Source organism: Vibrio chagasii (genome assembly GCF_002954585.1).
GTDB classification, from domain to species: domain Bacteria; phylum Pseudomonadota; class Gammaproteobacteria; order Enterobacterales; family Vibrionaceae; genus Vibrio; species Vibrio chagasii_A.
The window spans coordinates 31650-54026 of the sequence record NZ_MSCI01000004.1; the positions used below are offsets into that span (position 1 = coordinate 31650).

The 22377-nt window shown below is 46.6% G+C and carries 18 protein-coding genes; 4 read left to right on the forward strand and 14 right to left on the reverse strand.

Annotation, left to right across the window (positions count from 1 at the left end):
• The first annotated feature begins 59 nt into the window (after positions 1-59).
• Entirely contained in the window at positions 60-491 is a 432-nt protein-coding gene (gene zntR, locus BTO10_RS21645) for a Zn(2+)-responsive transcriptional regulator (RefSeq protein ID WP_004737089.1), read from the forward strand.
• A 129-nt stretch (positions 492-620) separates the two neighbouring features.
• Here the strand turns inward: zntR and fis are convergent, their stop codons facing one another.
• The 9 genes from fis to BTO10_RS21690 form a co-directional block, all read right to left on the reverse strand.
• On the reverse strand, positions 621-917 hold the full coding sequence (gene fis, locus BTO10_RS21650; RefSeq protein ID WP_004729744.1) for a DNA-binding transcriptional regulator Fis: 297 nt from the start codon (positions 915-917) through the stop codon (positions 621-623).
• Between the two features lie 23 nt (positions 918-940).
• Complete coding sequence (dusB, locus tag BTO10_RS21655; RefSeq protein ID WP_171369055.1) at positions 941-1909, reverse strand: tRNA dihydrouridine synthase DusB; 969 nt, start codon at positions 1907-1909, stop codon at positions 941-943.
• A gap of 139 nt (positions 1910-2048) precedes the next feature.
• Positions 2049-2936: a 50S ribosomal protein L11 methyltransferase gene (gene prmA, locus BTO10_RS21660; protein ID WP_004737091.1), complete on the reverse strand. Its 888-nt coding sequence runs from the start codon at positions 2934-2936 to the stop codon at positions 2049-2051.
• Between the two features lie 188 nt (positions 2937-3124).
• Positions 3125-4468: an acetyl-CoA carboxylase biotin carboxylase subunit gene (gene accC / locus BTO10_RS21665; protein WP_004737092.1), complete on the reverse strand. Its 1344-nt coding sequence runs from the start codon at positions 4466-4468 to the stop codon at positions 3125-3127.
• A gap of 15 nt (positions 4469-4483) precedes the next feature.
• Positions 4484-4951, reverse strand: a complete 468-nt coding sequence (gene accB / locus BTO10_RS21670; protein WP_004737093.1) for an acetyl-CoA carboxylase biotin carboxyl carrier protein — start codon at positions 4949-4951, stop codon at positions 4484-4486.
• Positions 4952-5023: 72 nt separating this feature from the next.
• The gene (gene aroQ, locus BTO10_RS21675) at positions 5024-5473 is read right to left on the reverse strand and encodes a type II 3-dehydroquinate dehydratase (protein ID WP_004737094.1); all 450 of its coding nucleotides are present in this window, start codon (positions 5471-5473) and stop codon (positions 5024-5026) included.
• Between the two features lie 319 nt (positions 5474-5792).
• Positions 5793-7742, reverse strand: a complete 1950-nt coding sequence (gene acs, locus BTO10_RS21680) for an acetate--CoA ligase (protein WP_105025801.1) — start codon at positions 7740-7742, stop codon at positions 5793-5795.
• Positions 7743-7964: 222 nt separating this feature from the next.
• Positions 7965-8597 carry a 3'-5' exonuclease gene (locus tag BTO10_RS21685; protein ID WP_105025802.1) on the reverse strand — a complete coding sequence of 211 codons (633 nt, stop codon included), beginning with the start codon at positions 8595-8597 and terminating at the stop codon, positions 7965-7967.
• 11 nt (positions 8598-8608) lie between these two features.
• Positions 8609-10441 (reverse strand): DUF294 nucleotidyltransferase-like domain-containing protein, encoded by a 1833-nt coding sequence (locus BTO10_RS21690; protein ID WP_181144015.1) that lies wholly within the window; start codon positions 10439-10441, stop codon positions 8609-8611.
• 232 nt (positions 10442-10673) lie between these two features.
• Here BTO10_RS21690 and BTO10_RS21695 point away from each other — a divergent pair, with 232 nt between their 5' ends.
• Together BTO10_RS21695 and BTO10_RS21700 are read left to right on the forward strand one after the other, a co-directional pair.
• Positions 10674-11855: a 3-phenylpropionate MFS transporter gene (locus BTO10_RS21695; RefSeq protein ID WP_105025804.1), complete on the forward strand. Its 1182-nt coding sequence runs from the start codon at positions 10674-10676 to the stop codon at positions 11853-11855.
• A 131-nt stretch (positions 11856-11986) separates the two neighbouring features.
• The gene (locus BTO10_RS21700; RefSeq protein WP_105025805.1) at positions 11987-15418 is read left to right on the forward strand and encodes a hybrid sensor histidine kinase/response regulator; all 3432 of its coding nucleotides are present in this window, start codon (positions 11987-11989) and stop codon (positions 15416-15418) included.
• Positions 15419-15511: 93 nt separating this feature from the next.
• Here BTO10_RS21700 and BTO10_RS21705 read toward each other — a convergent pair whose 3' ends face one another.
• The 4 genes from BTO10_RS21705 to BTO10_RS21720 form a co-directional block, all read right to left on the reverse strand.
• Positions 15512-16897 carry a class II fumarate hydratase gene (locus BTO10_RS21705; protein WP_105025806.1) on the reverse strand — a complete coding sequence of 462 codons (1386 nt, stop codon included), beginning with the start codon at positions 16895-16897 and terminating at the stop codon, positions 15512-15514.
• A gap of 12 nt (positions 16898-16909) precedes the next feature.
• Positions 16910-17296, reverse strand: a complete 387-nt coding sequence (locus BTO10_RS21710; RefSeq protein ID WP_004737102.1) for a hypothetical protein — start codon at positions 17294-17296, stop codon at positions 16910-16912.
• 203 nt (positions 17297-17499) lie between these two features.
• Positions 17500-19203: a sodium:solute symporter family protein gene (locus BTO10_RS21715; protein ID WP_105025807.1), complete on the reverse strand. Its 1704-nt coding sequence runs from the start codon at positions 19201-19203 to the stop codon at positions 17500-17502.
• Positions 19204-19213: 10 nt separating this feature from the next.
• On the reverse strand, positions 19214-19480 hold the full coding sequence (locus BTO10_RS21720; RefSeq protein ID WP_008219570.1) for a DUF4212 domain-containing protein: 267 nt from the start codon (positions 19478-19480) through the stop codon (positions 19214-19216).
• Positions 19481-19881: 401 nt separating this feature from the next.
• Between BTO10_RS21720 and BTO10_RS21725 the strand changes: the two genes are divergently transcribed.
• The gene (locus BTO10_RS21725; RefSeq protein WP_105025808.1) at positions 19882-21633 is read left to right on the forward strand and encodes a potassium/proton antiporter; all 1752 of its coding nucleotides are present in this window, start codon (positions 19882-19884) and stop codon (positions 21631-21633) included.
• Here the strand turns inward: BTO10_RS21725 and BTO10_RS21730 are convergent.
• Positions 21630-22259: a response regulator transcription factor gene (locus tag BTO10_RS21730; protein WP_076655813.1), complete on the reverse strand. Its 630-nt coding sequence runs from the start codon at positions 22257-22259 to the stop codon at positions 21630-21632. The two genes, BTO10_RS21725 and BTO10_RS21730, sit on opposite strands and share 4 nt — an antisense overlap.
• Between the last annotated feature and the right edge of the window lie 118 nt (positions 22260-22377).

A 22377-nucleotide genomic window follows, 5' to 3' on the forward strand; every position in this document is an offset into this window, starting at 1 on the left:
TCAGCCTAAAAAGTAACGATAAGGTTAATTGTGAAATGGACGAAGGATCAGGGAAAAACATGTTTCAGATCGGTGAATTAGCGAAACGATGCGGTGTGACAGCCGATACCTTACGCTTTTATGAAAAAAATAATTTGATTGCTCCAGCGAGCCGTAGTGAATCGGGTTATCGCCTATATGATGAAAATAACCAAAAACAGGTGACCTTTATTCTCAAATCTAAAGAGTTGGGGCTGAGTTTAGATGAGATTAAAGAATTGCTCGAGATTCGCTTGGAAGCGACGCAACATAGCTGTGCCGAAGTGAAGTCCATCACCACCGCCAAGTTGGAGATGATTGATGAGAAGATTAATGAGTTAACCAAGATTCGCACTGCGCTTAAAAAGATTAATGATGCGTGTTGTGGCCACATAGATGACAACGCTAGCCATTGTTCGATTCTGGCTGCACTAGATTCAGAAAATGTTGAAAAAGGACGTTGTTGTAGCTGATAGGCTCTCTGTTTAAAGGGAGGCTTATCCCTAATTACTCATTTCTTCGTTCTCCAATCTACAAGCCAAAAAAAAGCCAAACTCAATGAATGAGCTTGGCTTTCAATTCAATTAATTACGAAAGAACGATTAGTTCATGCCGTATTTTTTAAGTTTCTTGCGAAGAGTACCGCGGTTGATACCCATCATAGTTGCTGCGCGAGTTTGGTTACCGCGAGTGTACTGCATGATGGTGTCTAGTAGTGGCTGTTCAACTTCAGCTAATACTAGTTCGTATAACTCGCTGACTTCTTGACCGTTTAATTGAGCAAGGTAGTTTTTCAATGATGCTTTCACTGAATCACGTAGTGGTTTCTGCGTGATTTGGTCTTGTGATGTTACTGTAGTCACTGTCAATGCTTCTGAAGTCAGATTTTGTTCGAACATATTCGGTCTAGCTCTTCTCGTAATTATGGTGCAACGTTATCAAAATAACCTTCTAACGCCTCAAGCTGCAGATCACCTGCTTCGAGTGCGTTGAAGGTACGGCGAAACTCACTTGCTTGTTCATGTTCTTTTAGGTACCAACCCACATGCTTACGAGCGATGCGAGGGCCTAAAAACTCTCCATAAAATTCATGTAGAGCGTGAACATGGCCAAGCATGATGTCTTTCACTTCCGAAATTGGGAGTGGGTCCATCGTGGTGCCGTTTTCCAAATAGTGTAGGATTTCGTTAAAAATCCATGGGCGACCTTGGGCAGGACGACCAATCATTAAAGCGTCGGCGCCGGTGTACTCCAGCACAAACTTCGCTTTTTCCGGGCTATCGATATCACCGTTAGCAATAACCGGAATAGATACAGCTTGTTTCGCCGCTTTAATGTGTTTGTATTCTGCCTCACCTTTGTACATACAAGCGCGAGTTCTCCCGTGAAGGGCAAGTGCCTGTATGCCGCAGTCTTCGGCTATTTTAGCGATTTGGACACAGTTTCTGTTATCTGTATCCCAGCCTGTACGAGTCTTTAACGTTACTGGAACGTCGACTGCGTTTACTACAGCTTTCAAGATCTCTTCAATGAGGTCTGGATACTGAAGTAGGGCAGAGCCCGCAAGCTTCTTATTCACTTTTTTGGCTGGACAACCCATGTTGATATCGATGATTTGCGCACCGTTATCGACATTGAATTGTGCAGCCTCGGCCATAAGCTGTGGATCTGCACCAGCGATTTGTACTGAACGAATGCCCGATTCGCCTTCATGTACCATACGCTGCTGAGACTTCGACGTTTTCCAAACCTTTGGATTGGAGGACATCATTTCACTGACTGCCATCCCCGCACCGTAGCGAAGACACAACTCACGGAATGGTCTATCCGTTACGCCAGCCATTGGAGCGACGATTAGATTGTTCTTAAGTTGATAATTTCCGATTTTCAAAACGTCATCACAGTTCTGTACCAGCAAGGGCGCGCATTTTACGCATTTTTTCGCTGCGTGAAAAGACTAATATTTGAGCATTTACAATTTGTTTTTGTAATTTGCATAAAATTCAATCAATTAACGCCCAAAGTCTTGTCTAGCCTTGCTTGCGACCAGAGATTCGACACCACTCTTGCTGCTCGATAATCGGATCAATGTGAAGCTCATCACGATAATAAGTTGCAACATCTTCCGCTTGTGTATCTAAAACACCCGACATCGCAAGTACACCATTTGGCTTAACTAGGTCTTTGATGATGCCTGAAAGATCGCGTAGTGGACCGGCAAGAATGTTGGCAACAACAACGTCTGCTAGCAAACCTTCAGGCTGATCTTGTGGCAAGAACACCTCAAGTTGCTCAGCAACGCCATTGCGCTCTGCGTTGTCTTTTGATGCAAGCAGTGCTTGAGGATCGATGTCGATCCCGATAACTTTTGCTGCGCCTAGTTTGATCGCTGCGATCGCTAGGATGCCTGAGCCACAACCGAAGTCGATAACGGTTTTGCCTGTCAGATCTAACCCTTCAAGCCACTCAAGACACAATGCTGTTGTTGGGTGAGTACCAGTACCGAATGCAAGGCCAGGGTCTAGCATTACGTTTACCGCGTCAGGTTCAGGGATATCGCGCCAGCTTGGGCAGATCCATAAACGCTCACCAAACTTCATTGGGTGGAAGTTGTCCATCCATTCACGTTCCCAGTCCTTGTCTTCAATTTGCTCAACTTTATGAGCAAAGTCTGCAGGGAACATGTTGCTTGCTTTAATCTGCGCTAGAACGACACCTGTATCAATCTCAGCGTCGTAAAGCGCAAGAATGTCAGTGTCACCCCAAAGGCGAGTTTCACCCGGCAGAGGCTCAAATACAGGGGTATCTTGTGCATCCAGGAAAGTTACAGAAAGAGCACCAGTCTCTTCCATTAACATGTCGCCGATTTGTTCGGCATTTTCATTGGTAGCATTAAGCTTGATTTGAATCCAAGGCATGGCTGAATCTTCTATATGAGAAAAATTGGATGGCGAGTCTAGCAGAAAATATGAGCAAATTCACCAAAACCCAAGGAATATAATGGGGAATATTGATTGCGTTTTTTGGACGCTTAAAAACAAAAAATGCCCACCAAAGTGAGCATTTTATTTTGTTCATTTAAGAACAAATTACACGAGGCTAGTTTCTATTGAAGACCAAGTTTCTTCTCAAGGTAGTGGATGTTTGCACCACCGTGTTGGAAGTTCTCATCATTCATGATCGACTCTTGTAGAGGGATGTTTACTTTGATGCCTTCTACAATCATCTCACCTAGTGCGTTCTTCATACGAGAAATCGCAACATCACGGTTCTCACCGTAAGTGATTAGCTTACCGATCATTGAATCGTAGTGTGGTGGAACTGTGTAACCTGTGTAGATGTGAGAGTCCCAACGAACGCCCATACCACCAGGAGCGTGGAAGCGCTCGATCTTACCTGGCGAAGGTAGGAACTTCTCTGGATCTTCCGCGTTGATACGACATTCGATCGCGTGACCTTTGATCTTAATATCGTCTTGCGTGAAAGATAGAGGTTGACCAGCAGCAACACGAAGTTGCTCTTTGATTAGGTCAACGCCAGTTACCATCTCTGTTACTGGGTGCTCTACTTGAATACGAGTGTTCATTTCGATGAAGTAGAATTCGCCATTTTCGTATAGGAATTCAAATGTACCTGCACCACGGTAGCCGATTTCTAGACATGCACGAGTACAACGTTCACCGATGTATTTACGCATTTCTTCAGTGATACCTGGAGCTGGTGCTTCTTCTACAACTTTTTGGTGGCGACGCTGCATCGAACAGTCACGCTCACCAAGGTGGATAGCACCGCCTTGACCGTCAGCAATTACTTGTACTTCAACGTGACGTGGGTTTTCTAGGAATTTCTCCATGTAAACCATGTCGTTGTTGAAACATGCTTTTGCTTCAGCACGTGTCATTGCGATTGCTTCTGTTAGTTCACCTTCAGTGCGAACAACACGCATACCACGACCACCGCCGCCACCAGACGCCTTGATGATCACTGGGTAGCCAATACGCTTAGCGTGAGCTTTGTTAGTTGCTTCGTCATCGTTCAGTGGGCCGTCAGAACCAGGTACACAAGGTACGCCGGCTTTCTTCATTGCCGTGATTGCAGAAACTTTATCACCCATGATGCGGATAGTTTCAGCTTTAGGACCTACGAAGATGAAACCGCTCTGCTCGACTTGCTCAGCAAAGTCTGCGTTCTCAGATAGGAAGCCGTAGCCAGGGTGAATAGCAACAGCGCCTGTTACCTCTGCCGCACTGATGATGCGGGGGATGTTCAGGTAGCTATCGATACCACGAGCTGGACCGATACAAATAGTTTCATCTGCAAGCAGCACGTGCTTAAGGTCACGGTCAGCTGTTGAGTGAACAGCAACCGTCTTAATGCCTAGCTCTTTACATGCTCGCAGAATACGTAGTGCAATTTCACCACGGTTCGCGATTACTAATTTATCTAACATAATGAGGCTTCTCTATTATTCGATAATTACTAGAGCTTGGTCGAACTCAACTGGTTGGCCGTCTTCAACTAGGATTGCAGTTACAATACCAGACTTGTCAGCTTCGATTTGGTTCATCATCTTCATAGCTTCAACGATACATAGAGTATCGCCAGCGTTAACTTGTTGACCTACTTTTACGAATGGTTTTGCGTCTGGGCTTGGCGCGCTGTAGAACGTACCAACCATTGGAGAAAGAACTTGGTGACCAGTTACTGCCGCTGGAGCTTCAGCTGCTTCTGGAGCCGCCGCAGGAGCAGGAGCCGCTGCAGGAGCTGGTGCCGCTGCAGGAGCCGGAGCTGCTGCGTATTGAACTGGTGCTGCTACAGGTGCAGTGCCGTTGCGGCTGATGCGTACTGACTCTTCACCTTCAGAGATTTCTAGTTCTGCGATACCAGACTCTTCAACCAATTCGATCAGCTTTTTGATTTTGCGAATATCCATCGTTTCTTTCTCTTTTGTTAATTAACCATGCTCTATGACTAGAGCTGGTGTCTATTAGTTCGGTTATGTTCGTTATTTTGACTGCAACTTGTGAATCGCAGCAGTCAAAGCAAATTGGTAGCCTTGTGCACCTAAGCCACAGATTACCCCTTCGGCTTTATCTGAAAGGTAAGAGTGGTGCCTAAAAGGTTCACGTGCGTGAACATTCGATAGGTGTACTTCAATAAATGGGACCGCTACGCCAAGTAGTGCATCACGCAACGCCACACTGGTATGTGTAAAGGCCGCTGGGTTGATGATAATGAAATCAATATCTTGATAGGCACTATGGATAGCTTCGATCAGTTCATACTCACGATTTGACTGTAAGTGAGATAGCTCAACATCTTGTGTTTTCGCTTGCTCTGTTAGTGAGCTAATAATCTGGTCAAGTGTTTGAGAGCCGTAGTGTGCCGGTTCTCTTAGGCCTAACAGGTTAAGGTTCGGGCCATTTAAAACTAGAATGCGAAACTTTGTAGACATCGTGGGGCTATCTTCCTTTATCGTGATTACGACCGTGAATGTTGCCATTTTATTGAAAATTTGGGGTTAATTTCCAGTGAGAAAAACCCAAATTTAAAAATTAGAACCAGATTATAGCTAATTCAGCGCAAATCGCAGCAATTTACTGGTCTAATCTCCTATTGGTAGCAAATGAAATTGTTACCAACTTAACAAAAAAGCGTTATTGCCATAATTTAAGTGTGGATATTTGAGAGCAAGATCAGCCATAAAAAAACCGCCACATAGGTGACGGTTTGGAAATGTTCTGTTTTAAACAGTGATTCTGATGTGATAGCTGTTATGCCAATTCAGCTTTCTCTGCAATCAGCTTATCAACCACACTTGGGTCAGCTAGCGTTGAAGTATCACCAAGGTTGCCGGTATCGCCCGTTGCTATCTTACGTAGGATACGACGCATGATCTTACCTGAACGTGTTTTCGGTAATGAATCGGTCCAGTGCAGTACATCTGGTGTCGCAATAGGGCCGATCTCTTTACGCACCCAGTCTTTTACTTCTTTATGAAGCTCTGCGGTTGGGAACTCACCATCATTAAGCGTGATGTAAGCGTAAATCGCTTGGCCTTTGATATCGTGAGGAATACCAACAATCGCAGCTTCTGCAATCTTATCGAATGCAACGAGCGCCGATTCAATCTCTGCAGTACCCATACGGTGACCAGATACGTTCAGTACGTCATCAACGCGACCAGTAATCCAGTAGTAGCCGTCTTCATCACGACGAGCACCATCACTGGTGAAGTACATGCCTTTGAAAGTCGAGAAGTATGTTTGCTCAAAGCGGTCATGGTCGCCATGAACGGTACGCATTTGACCAGGCCACGAGTCTAGAATGACTAGGTTGCCGTCGGTAGCGCCTTCAATGATGTTACCCATGTTATCTACTAGCGCAGGTTGTACACCGAAGAATGGACGAGTCGCTGAGCCCGGTTTTAGGTCGGTAGCGCCCGGTAGCGGAGCAATTAGGATACCGCCCGTTTCGGTTTGCCACCATGTATCAACAATAGGAGATTGCTCATTACCAATCGTTTTGTAGTACCACTCCCACGCTTCTGGGTTAATAGGTTCACCTACCGAGCCCATGATTCTTAAGCTGTCACGAGATGTGCCTTCAACCGCTTCATTGCCTTTCGCCATTAATGCACGAATAGCTGTTGGTGCAGTGTAAAGAATGTTGACTTGGTGCTTATCAACCACTTCACTCATGCGGCTAGTGTTCGGGTAATTTGGCACACCTTCAAACAGGATTGTCTTAGCGCCGTTAGCCAGTGGTCCGTAAACCAGGTATGTGTGACCAGTAATCCAACCCACATCGGCAGTACACCAGAAGGTTTCGCCTTCTTGGTAATCAAATACGTATTTAAAGGTCATCGCTGCGTAAACAAGGTAACCACCGGTAGTGTGCATTACGCCTTTTGGTTTGCCTGTTGAGCCTGATGTATAAAGGATAAATAGTGGGTCTTCCGCATTCATCTCTTCTGGTGGGCAGTCTGCTGATACGTTTGCTGTCGCCTCATGCCACCAAATATCACGGTGCTCATGCCATGCAACATCGCCGCCAGTACGCTTAAGCACCATCACTTTTTCGATGGTTTTCACTTCCGGGTTAGTCAGTGCTTCATCGACGTTTTTCTTAAGAGGAACAGCTCGGCCGCCACGCACACCTTCATCGGCTGTAATCACGACTTTAGCATTCGAATCGATAATACGACCTGACAGTGCTTCTGGTGAGAAACCACCAAATACCACGGTATGAACCGCACCAATACGAGTACATGCCAGCATAGCAACCGCAGCCTCAGGAACCATTGGCATATATAAACAAACTACGTCGCCTTTACGTACGCCTTGCTCTTTTAGAGCGTTAGAGAATAGACATACTTCTTTGTGCAGTTCATTGAATGTTACGGTTTTATCATCGGCAGGGTCATCGCCTTCCCAGATGATTGCGACTTCATCACCGCGATCAGCAAGGTGGCGGTCAATACAGTTCGCCGACACATTCAGTGTGCCATCTTCAAACCAGCGAATATCGATGTGGCCTGGGTCGAAAGAGGTATTTTTTACTTTTGTGAATGGCTTAATCCAATCCACGATTTTTCCGTGTTCACCCCAAAAGCCTTCTGGGTCAGAAACAGATTGTTGGTACATGGCTAGGTAAGTGTCATTATCCGCGTGTGTGGTTGATTTAATATTTTCTTTTACCGGATAAACGTGGGCTTCACTCATTGCATCTCTCCTTGTGCCTACATTCCTAATGAACTGGCAACTTCCTTTGTGTTCGTTCAGTTTCTAGGTCTATTACAGAACCTTCTTGGTGTTATCACTCTCGGCTAGGACGGCGATTTCCACAATTAGACTTTAGGATGAGACGCCGCTTTTCACTTACAAAATAGCGGGTTAAGTTCATTTTTGAGATGTTGCTCTCTATGTCGAGATGCAGGGGTTGAATTAGGTGTATGAAGAGTTGAAACGGGGGAGGTCACCATGTTTCAGACGAACAAAGATCAGCGCAGCAGAGATAGCATCTTGTAATGCATCATGTTTATTGACTGGAATTGGTAAGTCGAGCTGGCGACAAATCGCATCCATACTGAGATCAAAATAAGCATTCGGCAGCTGCCTTTCCAATTTATCTTGATAGAGCTGGCTTACTTCGACTAACCGGTTAGGCAGCGGGAATCCGAGTTGTTTCAAGCAGGCGCGGTCGAGAATGTTTTTGTCATAGCGGATGTGATAGCCGACTAAAGGCCGATTTCCAATAAAGTTAAGTAATTCAATTAGGGCCTGTTTCTCTTCTATGCCGTGTTTGAGGTCTTGATGGCGGATGCGGTGGATTTTTATTGAATTGCAATCGAGCGATTGAGGGGCTCGCAACCTAACTTCGAAGGGATTGCTGGTGATGATGCGGTTGCCGATGATCTTGGTCGCGGCAATGGTGACTAATTCAGCCTGATTAGGGTCGAGGCTGGTGGTTTCACAATCAAGTGAGACATATTCTTGATGAACAGGCGCAGTAAACAGAGGCTGGTAGGGGGAGCCTTTGAGCTTGTAATGCCAATAATAGCGAACCAGTCTATTCATCGTTAAAGCGCCTAGTCTCTTATCTGATAGTGGTATCCAAGCCATTGTTTGAACTTCTTGACCACGTGTAGGCTATGACGAAGCAGATCTCTATCCGCTCTCTCCATCAGTTTGACGTCGATTTTGTTACTGCTGTGCTGTTGTGACAGGCGTTGTGCTAAGCGCCACTTGAAGAACTGTTTGAGAGCTTCACTGAGGTTGTCTGCGGTGCTTTGCTCCAACACTTTCTTGTTCACCAGTTGTTCAATGCGTTCGAAGGTATTATTTGCCGTCACGCCGTGTTCAAGGCTCAGTGCTCTTACACCGTGGACGATTGGGAAAATACCGCCTTGTTTGATGTCTAGCCCCGACTTGGATTGTTTCACGTTGCCAAACAGAGTGAGGGGCACTGAGAAGTTCAATGCAGGGCGGCAGAATTCGGTCAGAACTAGTTCTTGTCCGAGCATTAAATCACTCAAGTGCTGCTTAACAGGGAGTAACAGGTCTCTATTGCCCGCAACAGCATGTGCATCGGCCATAATGGCAATATCCATCACCGTATCTGGCGTTGCCTTTTTTACCCAACTCGTCAGAGTCTGTTTCCACTCTTGTTCAGAGTGAACCCACTTCGGGTTGTTGACCATTACGTTGCCAGGACACAGTGGATAACCTAATTGTTGCAACGTATGAGTGAGATCATTCATCGCATTTTGGCATTGATGCCACTCTAATCCGTCTTGAATGATCAGCGCATTGTCTTGATCGGTTTTGAGTATCTGTTCTCCGCGCCCCTCTGAACCCAGCACGATGAGGCAGCAATGATTGTGTAGCGCAGGGGGAATCACCAGTTCAAATGCCTTTTCAATAATCTGTTCATTGACGGCAGAAATCAGCTCCATGATGAAACGTGTACGAATACCGTTATTGAGCAGACTTTCGACCAATTGACGTTGCTTGTTGGAAGCCATTGCCAACTCTTCAATGCTGGTGGCTCGAGCAATACGCAAAGTAAGAACATGCGAGTGAGTGGAAAATGCACTGAGTATTTGCGTCATATCTACCATGCCGACCGCATTGAGACCATCACAAACCATCAGCCTTTTTACACGATTTCTTGTCATGGTAATCATGGCGTTAAACAAGAAGTCACCTTGAGTAACATGTAAAACAGGGAAGGTTGCTATCTCGCCGACAGGTGTATCGAGTGGGCGATCATCGAGCATCACCGCGTGCAATAAATTGGTCCGCGTGACGATTCCATACGGAAAAGAACATGATGATCCAAAAGCTTTTGGAACATCATGTTCCAAATGAACCAAGGCCGAGTCTAAGCCTTGTTCTTTAAGGGTTTGAGTCACTTGATTGATAGGTTGGTCGGGTTCAAGTATCAGTGGTGGATGATAAATCGAATCATCGACTTTGGTCAGTACGAACTCGGCAAGATTCTGCTGTTGCTGAGCGGCTTCAATCAATGCTTTTCGGGTTGATAGGTTGCTATCAAAGTAAGCGGCGAATTGGCCGTTGGCGTGGTATAGCTCAAGAAAAACGTCGCTTGGTAATAGGTAACTTAGTGTGTCTTCCAGCGCGATATATTGATGTTTGGTATGAGGCTCGAACTGGCTGCGCACGTCGAAAATATCGTCATTGGCATAGTGCGCATAGATCTCTCCATCGCTGCTGGAACGCTCTTCAACAGCACCTTTAATCAGAATATGCAGGTGTCGACTCGGGCGGCCTGCTTCCAATATCACTTCGTGTGCTCGGTAGTAAACCACGTCCAAAGCCGAGCGTAGCGTTAACTGTTCAGTTTCAGACAAGCTATCGAAAGGCGGGTGCTGCATATTAAATTTATCAGGCATAAGCAATGGCAAAGAAATGGGAGTCTCTTTTCAGTCTGACAAATTACTAGCGAAGCTCCAGACGACTTTAGTCTAAGTGAGAGAGTGGCGACTTGGAGAGCTTAGATATCTTGTTGAAATGCGATATCTGAACTCATTGAATATGGGAATACTATCTCCGCAATAATTCCCTTTTTCATCTTTTGTGACCTAGGCATAATTGGCGCTTCCTTGTTCCGCACATTTTTATAGGTCGCCTATGTTTAATCCTTCCCCTTATGGCTGGATATCCCAGTATTTTCTTGGTTTCTTTTTTGCCTATGGCGTTTATCTGCCATTTTGGGCGCTGTGGTTTGAAGACCAAGGCGTTTCTGCGGGGGACATTGGCGTATTGATTGGTGTGGGTTTGGCTACGCGTTGTGTGGCTAACTTTGTGATAACACCACGTATCTATAAAGTTGAGCATTTAATGCCAGCATTACGTTGCCTCAGTTTTGTCGCGCTATTATTCGTTGGTTTCCATTTCTTTACTGGTGGTAGCTTTTTATTGATGTTGCTAGCAACGGTGATGTTCAACCTCTGCTATGGACCGATTATTCCGCTTTCTGATGCAATGGCGAACCATTACAGCCGTCTCAAAATGCTCGATTACGGACGCACACGTTTGTGGGGATCAGTGGCATTTATTGCGGGCTCTACCGTGGTTGGTTATCTGGTGGCTGAATTTGGCACGGATATGATTTTGTGTACTGCACTGGCAGGTGTGTTGGTTTCTCTGTTGCTCGCGATGAGAAACCCAAACGTGATGCCGGTGACAGAGTCTGAGCAAGTTGCTGAAAGACCTAAGCTTGGTCAACTGTTACGTGAATCATCGGTAGTGAAGTTTCTTGCATTGATGGCACTGCTTCAAGGAAGCCACGCCGCGTATTACAGCTTTAGTGCGATTTACTGGAAAGAGGCGGGGCACTCTGAGGCGATCATCGGTTATCTGTGGAGCTTGGCTGTGGTTGCTGAAGTGGCAGTATTTGCTCTGAGCAAGCGACTGTTTGCTGGATTATCATTACGCAATCTGTTTGTGATTGCTGGTATCGGAGTCATGGCTCGTTGGGGTATCACGGCATCAACGACTGCGATTCCAGTATTGATAGTGGCTCAGTTGCTGCACGGGGTGACATTTGCCATGGCACATATCGCTGCGATTCAGTACATTCAGTCTCAAGAGTCGAACAAAATGGTGGCACTGCAAGCTCTGTACAATGCGATACCACTTGGCGCCTTTATCGCGTTAATGACGACCTTAAGTGGTTGGGGCTATGAACTGTGGGGTGCGAATATCTTCTGGGGAATGGCTGCGATGGGTGCAATTGCCCTGTTTATCAAGCTTGATGAAAGAAGCTCAGTGGTTGAAGTTAATCAACCTGAATCAGAAGTTCATAGCTGATAACCAATCGTGATTATTAGAGTCTAAAGCACAGAATTTAAGCGATGCGATTGAGTTAATGACTCATCCTTAGTTAAATGAAACCTCTCCCTTATGGAGAGGTTTTTTTATGGATTAAGAAAGGGTTTTCAATGCAAGGATGGGTAGTAATTCCAGTCTCTTTAGCCTACTTGGGCGTGTTATTTCTGATCGCTTGGTATGGAGACAGGCAGGTTCGTTGGCTATCGCGTTGGCGACCGTGGATCTATAGCCTTTCTATTGCAGTGTATTGTACCTCGTGGACCTTCTATGGAACGGTGGGCCAGGCGAGTAATAACCCTTGGTCTTTCTTACCCATCTATCTTGCACCGATTCTGGTCTTCACTCTTGGGTGGCGGATCTTAGCGCGACTGATTCTGATAGCGAAGAGGGAACACATTACCTCAATTGCCGACTTTATCGCGGCTCGTTATGGTAAATCTCAAGGTCTAGCGGTAGCGGTGACGGTTATCGCTGTGATCGGTATTCTTCCTTATATCGCGTTACAACTGCGTGGTATCACCATGGGACTGGATATTGTCGCCCCGAGTTTGGCGCAAGATTTTGGTTATCAGGATTACCATGTTTCTTGGTTTGTGGTTGGTGCGCTGGCCATTTTTACCATGCTGTTTGGTACAAGACACATCGACAACACGGAACATCACCGTGGCATGATGATGGCGGTGGCGTTTGAGTCGATCGTTAAGCTGGCGGCATTTTTGATCGTTGGCCTATTTATCATGTATCTGGCGATGAGCAGTGACAAAATCGACCTGCTAGATGTGGCGGCAAACACTTATGAATCGCCGAATATTCCGACCTTAATTATCCATACTGTTTTGACCATGTTGGCGATTGTCTGCTTACCGCGCCAGTTTCATACCATGGTTGTTGAGAATGAACGCCCTCAAGATCTGCATACCGCTCGCTGGTTATTTCCGCTTTATCTGATTTTGATGGGGCTGTTTGTTCTGCCGATTGCATGGGCGGGGCAAGGGCTGCTTCCAAGCATGCCTGCAGATACGTATGTGATTAGCCTGCCGATGGCTGAAGGCGCCAATCACATTGCCTTGCTTGCGTTCCTTGGCGGTACGTCAGCGGCAAGTGGCATGGTGATCGTATCGACCATCGCGTTGGCGATCATGGTGTCGAACGATTTAGTGATGCCGCTATTGCTGCGCCGTATGCGACTCACTCAAAGGACTCATCGCCATTTTTCTGGGTTACTGTTGGTGATTCGTCGCGGGCTTATTTTACTGCTTCTACTTGGTGCTTGGTTGTTCTATCAAGCGCTCGATACCATACATTCTTTATCCGCTATCGGCTTTCTTTCGTTTGCTGCGATTGCTCAATTTGCACCGGCTCTAATCGGCGGCCTTTACTGGCGCCCTGGCAATCGCAAGGGGGTTTATGTCGGTTTAATGGTTGGCTCGGTGATTTGGCTCATTACCTTGATGAGTCAAACCAGTATGTTGGCTGGAGACAGTGAAAGTAACCTATTGTTGTGGATCATCACACCGCCTGAGCTGCTCAGTAGTTGGAATATCAGCAGTTCAAATTGGGGGATCGTGCTGAGTATTGTGCTTAATACTCTTTGTTTTGCTGTGGTCTCAATCTCTACCAGACCAAGCCTAAGTGAGCGCTTACAATCGGCGGCATTCGTTGGTACGCCACTACCTGAAAATGAAAATATTAGCCTCTATCAAAACCGTGTGACCGTTGCGGAACTAGAGATGTTGGCGTCGCGTTTTGTCGGTCGCAAGCGAGCGAAAAGCGCTATTCAAAGCTACTGGCAACAACAAGGTCAGCCACTGCTTCCTAATCAGCAAGCGCCAGCAAGCTTGATTCGACATGCTGAGCGCGTGTTGGCGGGGGTGTTTGGTGCTTCATCTGCGAAGTTAGTACTTACTTCTGCTTTGCAGGGCAGAAATATGCAGCTTGAAGAAGTGGCGACCATCGTTGATGAAGCCTCGGAGTTGTACGATTTTAGCCGTGGCTTACTGCAAGGGGCGATTGAGCACATTGGTCAAGGAATTGCTGTGGTGGACAAACAGATGAGGTTGGTGGCATGGAATCAGCGTTACTTAGAACTGTTTGAATTCCCTGCTGGCTTGATACAAGTGGGCAGGCCGATCTCCGATGTGATTCGTCATAATGCTCAGCAAGGTTTGTGTGGTCCAGGAGACCCTGAAGATCACGTGCGTCGCCGTGTTTATCATTTGGCACAGGGTACGCGACATACCTCTTCTCGTATTCGTCCTGATGGTCGAGTGATTGAGGTGCAAGGTAACCCAATGCCAAGCGGCGGCTTTGTGATGAGCTTTACCGATATTACGGTATTTAGACAAGCAGAGCAGGCGTTAAAAGACGCGAATGAAAGCTTGGAATCAAGAGTACACGAACGAACTCAAGAGCTCGAAAAGCTGAACCATCGTTTGGTTAAAGCAACGCAGATATCTGATCAAGAATCTCAATCTAAGAGTCGTTTTTTAGCGGCGGTGAGCCACGATTTGATGCAGCCACTGAATGCTGCACGCTTGTTTGCTTCGTCACTTTCTGAGGTAGCAAAAGAGCAAGAGGTGAAGCAGCTTTCGTCTCATATTGAAAGTGCATTGGGTGCGGCCGAGGACTTGATTGGCGACTTGCTGGATATCTCACGATTAGAGTCGGGCAAACTGGAAACCAATGTTCACGCCATTGCTGTGCACGATGTGCTTGCTAACCTCAATGCGGAATTTAGTGCCTTAGCGAAGCAGCAAAAAATTGATTTCAAGATGATCCCATCATCTTTGTTTATTCACTCTGACCCTAAATTGCTGAGACGAGTGATTCAGAACTTTTTGACTAACGCCTTCCGCTATAACCCAGAGGGTAAAGTGGTGCTCGGAGCAAGACGAGTCAACGGGCAGGTGCGAATCGATGTGTGGGACAACGGAACCGGTATTGATGAAGACAAGCAACAAGAGATCTTCGAAGAGTTCACTCGTGGTAGCCAAGTGCGTTCCGATCAAGGGTTAGGGCTGGGTCTCGCAATTTCGAAAGGTATTGCTCATGTGCTTGGCCATCAAATATCGATGCGTTCATGGCCGGGACGAGGCAGTGTCTTTTCTATTACGTTAGCAAGAGCGGAACAAGTGGCTCCGGTTGTGCAAGCTGCTGCGCCAGTCGCGAGCAGTGACATCGAGCACCTTAAAATCTTGTGTGTTGATAATGAACGAGAGATTTTGGTTGGTATGGAGAATCTGATAGGTCGCTGGGGCTGTGAGGTTAAGACGGCGGTTGATTTGGTCGAGAGTTTGAAGTGCCTCGATGGTGACTGGAAACCCGATGTGATCTTCTCTGATTACCGTCTCGATAACGGGCGAACAGGACTTGAGGTGTTGCAGCAGTGTCGTTTACGCCTTGGTGACTCTTTTGAGGGAGTCATCATCAGTGCTGACAGAACCGATGAGATGTTGGCAGCGATAAAAGCCAATAGTTTTAGCTTTATTGCCAAGCCTGTGAAGCCGCTCAAACTCAGAGCGGTATTGAATCGCGTGAGTTAATTTAATTAACAATTTTCTATTAACTATTAGATCCTAAAAAGGCCTCAGATGAGGCCTTTTTTGATCCAGTAGATTTGTTATGAGTTACTGGCTTTAACCTGCGATACCACCTTGAGTGAGCGCGGTTGGGTCAAGCAACTTGCTGAGTTCTTCTCGGCTTAGATCGGTTTCTCTTTCTGCAACATCAAGGATTGGCAAACCCTCTTTGTAGGCTTTCTTAGCAATATCTGCAGCCTTTAGGTAACCAATCACAGGATTAAGCGCCGTCACTAGAATTGGATTCTTTGAAAGTGCTAAATCAAGATTGTCTTGGCGTACAGTGAAAGTTGCGATGGCTTTATCTGCTAGCGCGACAGAACTGTTAGCTAAAAGTTCGATACTTTCTAATACGTTATGAGCAATCACTGGCAGCATCACATTCAGTTGGAAGTTGCCAGACTGGCCCGCTACCGTAATGGTGGTGTCGTTACCAATCACCTGCGCTGCCGCCATCGCTGCAGCTTCTGGAATCACAGGGTTCACTTTGCCCGGCATGATAGATGAGCCTGGCTGTAGCGCCTGCAACTCAATTTCTCCTAAGCCTGCTAATGGGCCTGAGTTCATCCAGCGAAGATCGTTTGCGATCTTCATGATCGCAACTGCTGCAGTTTTGAGCTGACCCGAAAAGGCAACGATCGCGTCTTGACTGCTGAGGTTAAAAAAGAAGTTTTCACTCGAGTTAAAGCTGATCTTTGTCGACTGCGACAGGTTACTTGCAAACTTATCGGCAAAGCGAGGGTCAGCATTGATGCCTGTACCTACCGCCGTTCCACCTTGAGCAAGTGCTTTAATAGCGGGCAGGGTGCTTTCAATCGCTTGTTTAGCGTGTTCGATCTGGAATTTCCAGCCACCCAACTCTTGCGCAAAGGTAATCGGCATTGCATCCATTAGGTGAGTACGGCCGGTTTTCACGACCTCAGCAAGCTCTTGCTGTTTAACTGTCAGGATTTCAGATAGGTGACTTAGTGCTGGTAGCAGCTTGTTTTCCGCAGTGAGTGCGACACTGACTTGGATCGCGGTTGGCACCACATCGTTACTGCTTTGGCCCATATTGACGTGATCGTTCGGGTTCACGTCGCCTTGCAAACTTCTTGAAGCGAGTGTCGCAATCACTTCGTTGGCGTTCATGTTGGAGCTAGTACCAGATCCTGTTTGATAAACATCGATCGGGAATTGATCGAGATGTTTACCATCGATGATCTCTTGACTCGCATCAGCGATCGCATTGGCAATATCGCCTTCCAATAAGCCTAGCTGAGCATTGGTGTCAGCAGCAGCTTGTTTGATTAACGCCAGTGCTTTGATAAAGCTGGTGGGCATTTTGTGGGGGCTAAACGCGAAGTTATCTGCGGCACGTTGAGTTTGTGCTTGGTAGAGTGCATCAGCAGGGACTTTTACTTCCCCCATGCTGTCTTTTTCAATTCGAAATTGTAGGGTCATCTTCTATCCTTGTTAGCCAAGTGGGGCTTGGACTTGTTGTAGTGTCTGGCTGAGATTCAAAAAACGCGCTTGGCCATGTGGTTGCTGGCAGTAGTGGCGTTTTAGATAAAATAGTGGTGAGTGAATTGAGTCTAGGCAGATATGACGAAAGGTAAAACTGCGCTCAGGAGACTCAATCGCTTCAATCAGATGGAAGAAAACTTGGCGCAGGTACAGCTCGCATAGCAAGATATTTTCTTGGGCGGCGTGTTTTTCATAGTATGCGGCAAGCGTTTGTGCACACTCGATGTAGTCTCGAATGACAAACGGCTCGTGACCGTGAACTTGCTCTGAGGAGGTAAAGCGATCCTGCGCTTTGTAGAACCTCGAATAGAGAACCTGCTGCTCTTTCATCATCATCTTCATCTCTTTATTTGGATGCTAATGATAATTATTATCAAACGAGATTTTAAAAACAACCCTTTGTTTCTGTTTTTATAAAACGGTAGGCAAAAGAAAAAAGCCGATACATAACGTATCGGCTTTCTGAGGTTCAGTACCTAATCCCTACAATGTAAGTACTGATTCATTTTTTGCTAAACACCTTTGTTTCGTGGTCATGCTTAGTGGTCGTGAGCTTCACCTGCACCCTTAGGGTAGCGGATGTTTTCAACCATCTCTTGTACGTCTTGTGGTACTTCAGCAGTCACTTTGTTTACCGCAATTGATACTACGAAGTTTAGACACATACCTAGCGTACCGATGCCTTCTGGGCTGATACCAAACCACCAGTTTTCAGGTGTGCTTGCTGCTGGGTTAACGAACTTGAAGTAGATGATGTAGCTTGCTGTGAAGGCAATACCTGTCAACATACCTGCAATCGCACCTTCCTTGTTCATCTTCTTGTAGAAGATACCTAGGATAATTGCTGGGAAGAAGGATGCTGCGGCTAATCCGAAGGCAAACGCTACTACCTGAGCTACGAAGCCTGGTGGGTTAATACCCAAGTAACCTGCACCGATAATCGCGACCATTGCTGCAAAACGAGCGGCTAGCAGCTCCTGCTTGTCGGTCATGTTTGGTCTGAAGCCTTTCTTCAACAAGTCATGTGAAATCGATGTTGAGATAACCAATAGTAGACCTGCGGCTGTTGATAGTGCGGCTGCTAGGCCACCGGCTGCCAGTAGTGCTACAACCCAGTTTGGTAGTTTCGCTAGCTCTGGAGAAGCCAGTACGATGATGTCACGGTTGATCTTCATCTCGTTGCGCTCATCACCCGAGTAGAACATTTTGCCATCGCCGTTCTTATCTTCCCAACCTACTAGGCCAGTGCTTTCCCAGTTTTCGTACCAGCTAGGTGCGTCTGCTGCTGCGACACCTTGCATGTCTGGGCCGTTAATCGTTTCAATCATGTTTACACGAGCGAAGGCTGCAACGCCTGGTGCTGTTGTGTATAGCAATGAGATGAACAGTAGTGCCCAACCTGCTGAGATACGCGCATCACGTACTTTAGGTACAGTGAAGAAACGGATGATTACGTGTGGAAGACCTGCAGTACCCACCATTAGAGCCGCACAGATGAAGAATACATCCACCATGCTCTTGTTACCTTCGGTATAGGCGGTAAATCCGAGTTCTTCAGTTAGTCCATCCAGTTTATCGAGTAGGTAAACGTCTGTGCCTGAAATCGTTGAACCCATACCAACTTGTGGAAGTGGGTTACCTGTCATCATGATTGACGTGAAGATTGCTGGAACAAGGAAGGCGAAAATGAGGACACAGAATTGAGCTACCTGCGTATAAGTGATGCCTTTCATGCCACCAAGTACTGCGTAGAAGAACACAATACCCATACCAATGATGATACCTAGGTTAATGTCGACCTCTAGGAAACGAGAGAATACTACGCCCACACCACGCATCTGGCCCGCAACGTATGTGAATGATACGAAGATTGCACAGAATACCGCTACCATACGTGCTGTTTTCGAGTAGTAACGTTCGCCGATAAAATCAGGAACCGTAAACTGACCGAACTTACGTAGGTAAGGTGCTAAACATAGCGCAAGTAGTACATAACCACCTGTCCAACCCATTAGGTAAACCGCACCGTCGTAACCAACGAATGAGATGATACCTGCCATTGAGATGAATGACGCAGCCGACATCCAGTCGGCGGCTGTCGCCATACCGTTTGCTACTGGGTGTACACCACCGCCCGCAACGTAGAATTCACTGGTAGACCCTGCACGAGCCCAGATTGCGATGCCGATATACAGTGCGAAAGTGATACCGACGAGAATAAACGTCCAAGTTTGAATATCCATGTTCTAGCCTCTAGTCTTCCTGTACGTTGTATTTTTTGTCGAGCGCATTCATGCGGACAACGTAAATGAATATCAGCGCCACGAAGGTGTATATCGAACCTTGTTGAGCGAACCAAAAGCCGAGCTTGAACCCGCCAAACTGAACAGTGTTGAGGGCATCAACAAATAAGATGCCTGCGCCGTAAGACACTGCGAACCAGATCGCGAGCAGTGTTCCCATAATTCCCAAGTTTTCCTTCCAGTAGGCTTGAGCATGTTCCGTAGATTCGAACGCCATTGCCTTCTCCTTTATTCCGTTTCCGTAGAATGTCGTTGTGTTAACGTAATGTTACGATTTGAAATGTAGCAAGGATAAGTCAAGGGATCTGTGCAACTTTAGTCGGGACGGTATTAGCCCTAATCCACTGAAATATGGGAGTCGGGAGACAAAACCATATAAAAATGTAGTGTTACAAGGTTGTTAAATTAGCCAAAGGTCTAACAAAAAGGGATGAATTAATGAGTGAGTAATAAAATTTAACAACTAAATGACAGAGAATCATTATTTAGTCCTGCATATGACACGAAGGGAAATATAAGTTTGTTATAGTAATTACGCTGCTTTTAGAGCCCTTTTCTTGCTTAATAGCAGAAATTCGACATGCTTTAATCACGAGTTTTATTCTTTGGGGGAACGAATTGGACGCAATAACTATTAATCACTTATTTTTAACTGGTGCCGTGCTTATCGCCATCAGTGTGCTTTTCTCACAAGTGTCCTCACGATTGGGCGTTCCGATTCTTTTGATCTTTTTGTTTGTTGGTATGTTGGCGGGCGAAGATGGCCCCGGCGGCATCAATTTTGACGACTATTCATTAACTTACTTGGTGAGTAACCTCGCGCTTGCCGTGATACTGCTTGATGGTGGTATGCGCACTAAGGTGGCGAGTTTTAAGGTCGCGTTTTGGCCTTCGCTGTCGCTAGCTACCATAGGTGTGGCTTGTACAGCTACTCTCACCGGGTTAATGGCGGCTTGGCTATTCGACCTGTCACTGATGCAAGGCATTCTAGTGGGCGCGATTGTGGGCTCGACCGATGCCGCTGCGGTATTTTCTCTGCTTAAAGGCCAGAGCCTCAACGAGCGTGTTGGCTCAACCTTAGAGATAGAGTCTGGTACCAACGACCCAATGGCGGTCTTCCTAACGGTGACCTTAATCGCGCTACTTGGCACCCCAGATGCCGAGATGGGAATGAACTTCCTGCTTAAAAGCTTCGCGATGCAATTTGGTGTAGGTACCCTTATCGGCCTCGGTGGCGGTTGGTTTCTGTGGAGTTTAATCAACCGAATACAGTTGGCTGATGGTCTTTACTCGATTCTGGTACTGAGCGGCGGTGTGGCTCTGTTTGCTTTCTCTAATATGCTTGGCGGCAGTGGCATCTTGTCGATTTACCTTGTGGGTTTGTTCATTGGTAACCGTCCAACGCGCGCTCGACACTCGATTCTCAATGTTCTTGATGGCATGACCTGGCTAAGCCAGATTGTGATGTTCTTGGTTCTCGGCCTCTTGGTAACACCATCGACATTGATGGAAATTGCACTGCCTGCTTTGGCGCTAGCTTTCGGTATGATCCTGTTTGCTCGTCCGCTGTCGGTTTGGTTAGGTTTGCTGCCATTTCGACGTTTTACCACCAAGGAGCGTTGGTTTGTCTCTTGGGTAGGTTTACGTGGCGCGGTACCGATCATCTTAGCGGTGTTCCCGATGATGGCGGGCCTGCCTAATGCTCAATTGTATTTCAATATCGCGTTCTTCGTGGTTATGGTGTCGCTGATTGTTCAAGGTGGTAGCTTGATGAAGGTCGCGAGGCTGGCTCAAGTCACCTTGCCACCAACACCGACACCTATTTCACGTACCGGTATCGAGATCTACCCGACCAGCGAATGGGAGATGTTTGTCTACAAGCTGAAAGAAGAGAAGTGGTGTGTTGGTGAGCCGCTTAAGCGCTTGTCGATGCCGGAAGGCACACGTATTACCGCACTGTTTCGACAAGACGCTTTGCTTCACCCATCGGGTAGCACAGTGTTAGAAGCGAACGATATTCTTTGTGTGCTTGGTCAAGACAAAGACCTAGACAGTTTAAGTGAGCTGTTTAGTGAAGCGCCTGAGGCTGAAGAGGCTGCACGATTCTTTGGTGATTTCTTCCTTGAGGTTGGTTTGTCGATTGCTGCGGTGAGTGATTGCTATGGCATTGAGCTTGGTTCTGAAGAAGAACGTGAGATGACACTCAAAGAGCTGGCTGAACGCGAACTTGGCCCTCATCCAGTATTGGGTGATAGCTTCGAGTGGCATGACATCAATTGGGTGGTTGCAGAGATCGAAGATCATAAAGTCGTCAAGCTTGGTTTGTGTTTGCCTAAGACGACTTTAGAAAAGGATATCAGCGGCGCTTAATTATGGACTTCTTGCAGTAAGATAACCGCTTGAGTTCGGTTTTTTACGTCCAGTTTTCGGAAGATGGCTGTCATGTGCGCCTTGATAGTCGCTTCCGAAACATTCAATTCATAGGCGATTTGTTTGTTCAGCAGGCCGTCGGAAAGCATCCCTAGCACCTTGTATTGTTGTGGCGTCAGTGTGGCAATTTTTTCCGCAAGGTCGCTACAAGCCGCATTGTTAGTGATCAGCCCTTCAGGGAAGAATGGGTCGCCATTCAGCACTTGATTCAGTGCACTCACCAATTCACGCATGTCACTCGACTTTGGAATAAAACCAAACGCACCATGGCTTTTCACTTGAGTGACCACGCTAGCGTCTTCACTTGCCGAGATCACGACAATCGGTAGGTCTGGGTATTCTGCACGAAGCTGAATCAGACCAGACATTCCATTGGCTCCCGGCATTTTTAGATCGAGAAGTAGTAGGTCGGGTTCATCTTCTTTTTTAAGCAGAGTCAGTAACGCGTCGAGAGAGTCGGCCTCAAGTAGGTTCGCACCGCTGATCGCCATATGAACCGACTGAAATAGGGCGTTGCGGAAGAGAGGGTGGTCATCAGCAATGATGATGGTGTAGGTCGAGTCCATGACGTCCATACTTTTAACAATTTAGTTAATATTTATTATCATCCTGATTGAGTATGTGGACAATATCTATGCATTAAAAGTCTGAACCATATCGACTTTTATCCCCTTTCTAAGAAAG

Bases quoted from the DNA above. Each gene is read 5' to 3' on its own strand.
- BTO10_RS21710 (WP_004737102.1), bottom strand. From the start codon at position 17,296: ATGATGATGAAAGAGCAGCAGGTTCTCTATTCGAGGTTCTACAAAGCG.
- BTO10_RS21715 (WP_105025807.1), bottom strand. From the start codon at position 19,203: ATGGATATTCAAACTTGGACGTTTATTCTCGTCGGTATCACTTTCGCA.
- BTO10_RS21705 (WP_105025806.1), bottom strand. From the start codon at position 16,897: ATGACCCTACAATTTCGAATTGAAAAAGACAGCATGGGGGAAGTAAAA.
- accC (WP_004737092.1), bottom strand. From the start codon at position 4,468: ATGTTAGATAAATTAGTAATCGCGAACCGTGGTGAAATTGCACTACGT.
- BTO10_RS21685 (WP_105025802.1), bottom strand. From the start codon at position 8,597: ATGAATAGACTGGTTCGCTATTATTGGCATTACAAGCTCAAAGGCTCC.
- zntR (WP_004737089.1), top strand. From the start codon at position 60: ATGTTTCAGATCGGTGAATTAGCGAAACGATGCGGTGTGACAGCCGAT.
- BTO10_RS21730 (WP_076655813.1), bottom strand. From the start codon at position 22,259: ATGGACTCGACCTACACCATCATCATTGCTGATGACCACCCTCTCTTC.
- prmA (WP_004737091.1), bottom strand. From the start codon at position 2,936: ATGCCTTGGATTCAAATCAAGCTTAATGCTACCAATGAAAATGCCGAA.
- BTO10_RS21695 (WP_105025804.1), top strand. From the start codon at position 10,674: ATGTTTAATCCTTCCCCTTATGGCTGGATATCCCAGTATTTTCTTGGT.
- BTO10_RS21700 (WP_105025805.1), top strand. From the start codon at position 11,987: ATGCAAGGATGGGTAGTAATTCCAGTCTCTTTAGCCTACTTGGGCGTG.
- aroQ (WP_004737094.1), bottom strand. From the start codon at position 5,473: ATGTCTACAAAGTTTCGCATTCTAGTTTTAAATGGCCCGAACCTTAAC.
- BTO10_RS21720 (WP_008219570.1), bottom strand. From the start codon at position 19,480: ATGGCGTTCGAATCTACGGAACATGCTCAAGCCTACTGGAAGGAAAAC.
- fis (WP_004729744.1), bottom strand. From the start codon at position 917: ATGTTCGAACAAAATCTGACTTCAGAAGCATTGACAGTGACTACAGTA.
- accB (WP_004737093.1), bottom strand. From the start codon at position 4,951: ATGGATATTCGCAAAATCAAAAAGCTGATCGAATTGGTTGAAGAGTCT.
- acs (WP_105025801.1), bottom strand. From the start codon at position 7,742: ATGAGTGAAGCCCACGTTTATCCGGTAAAAGAAAATATTAAATCAACC.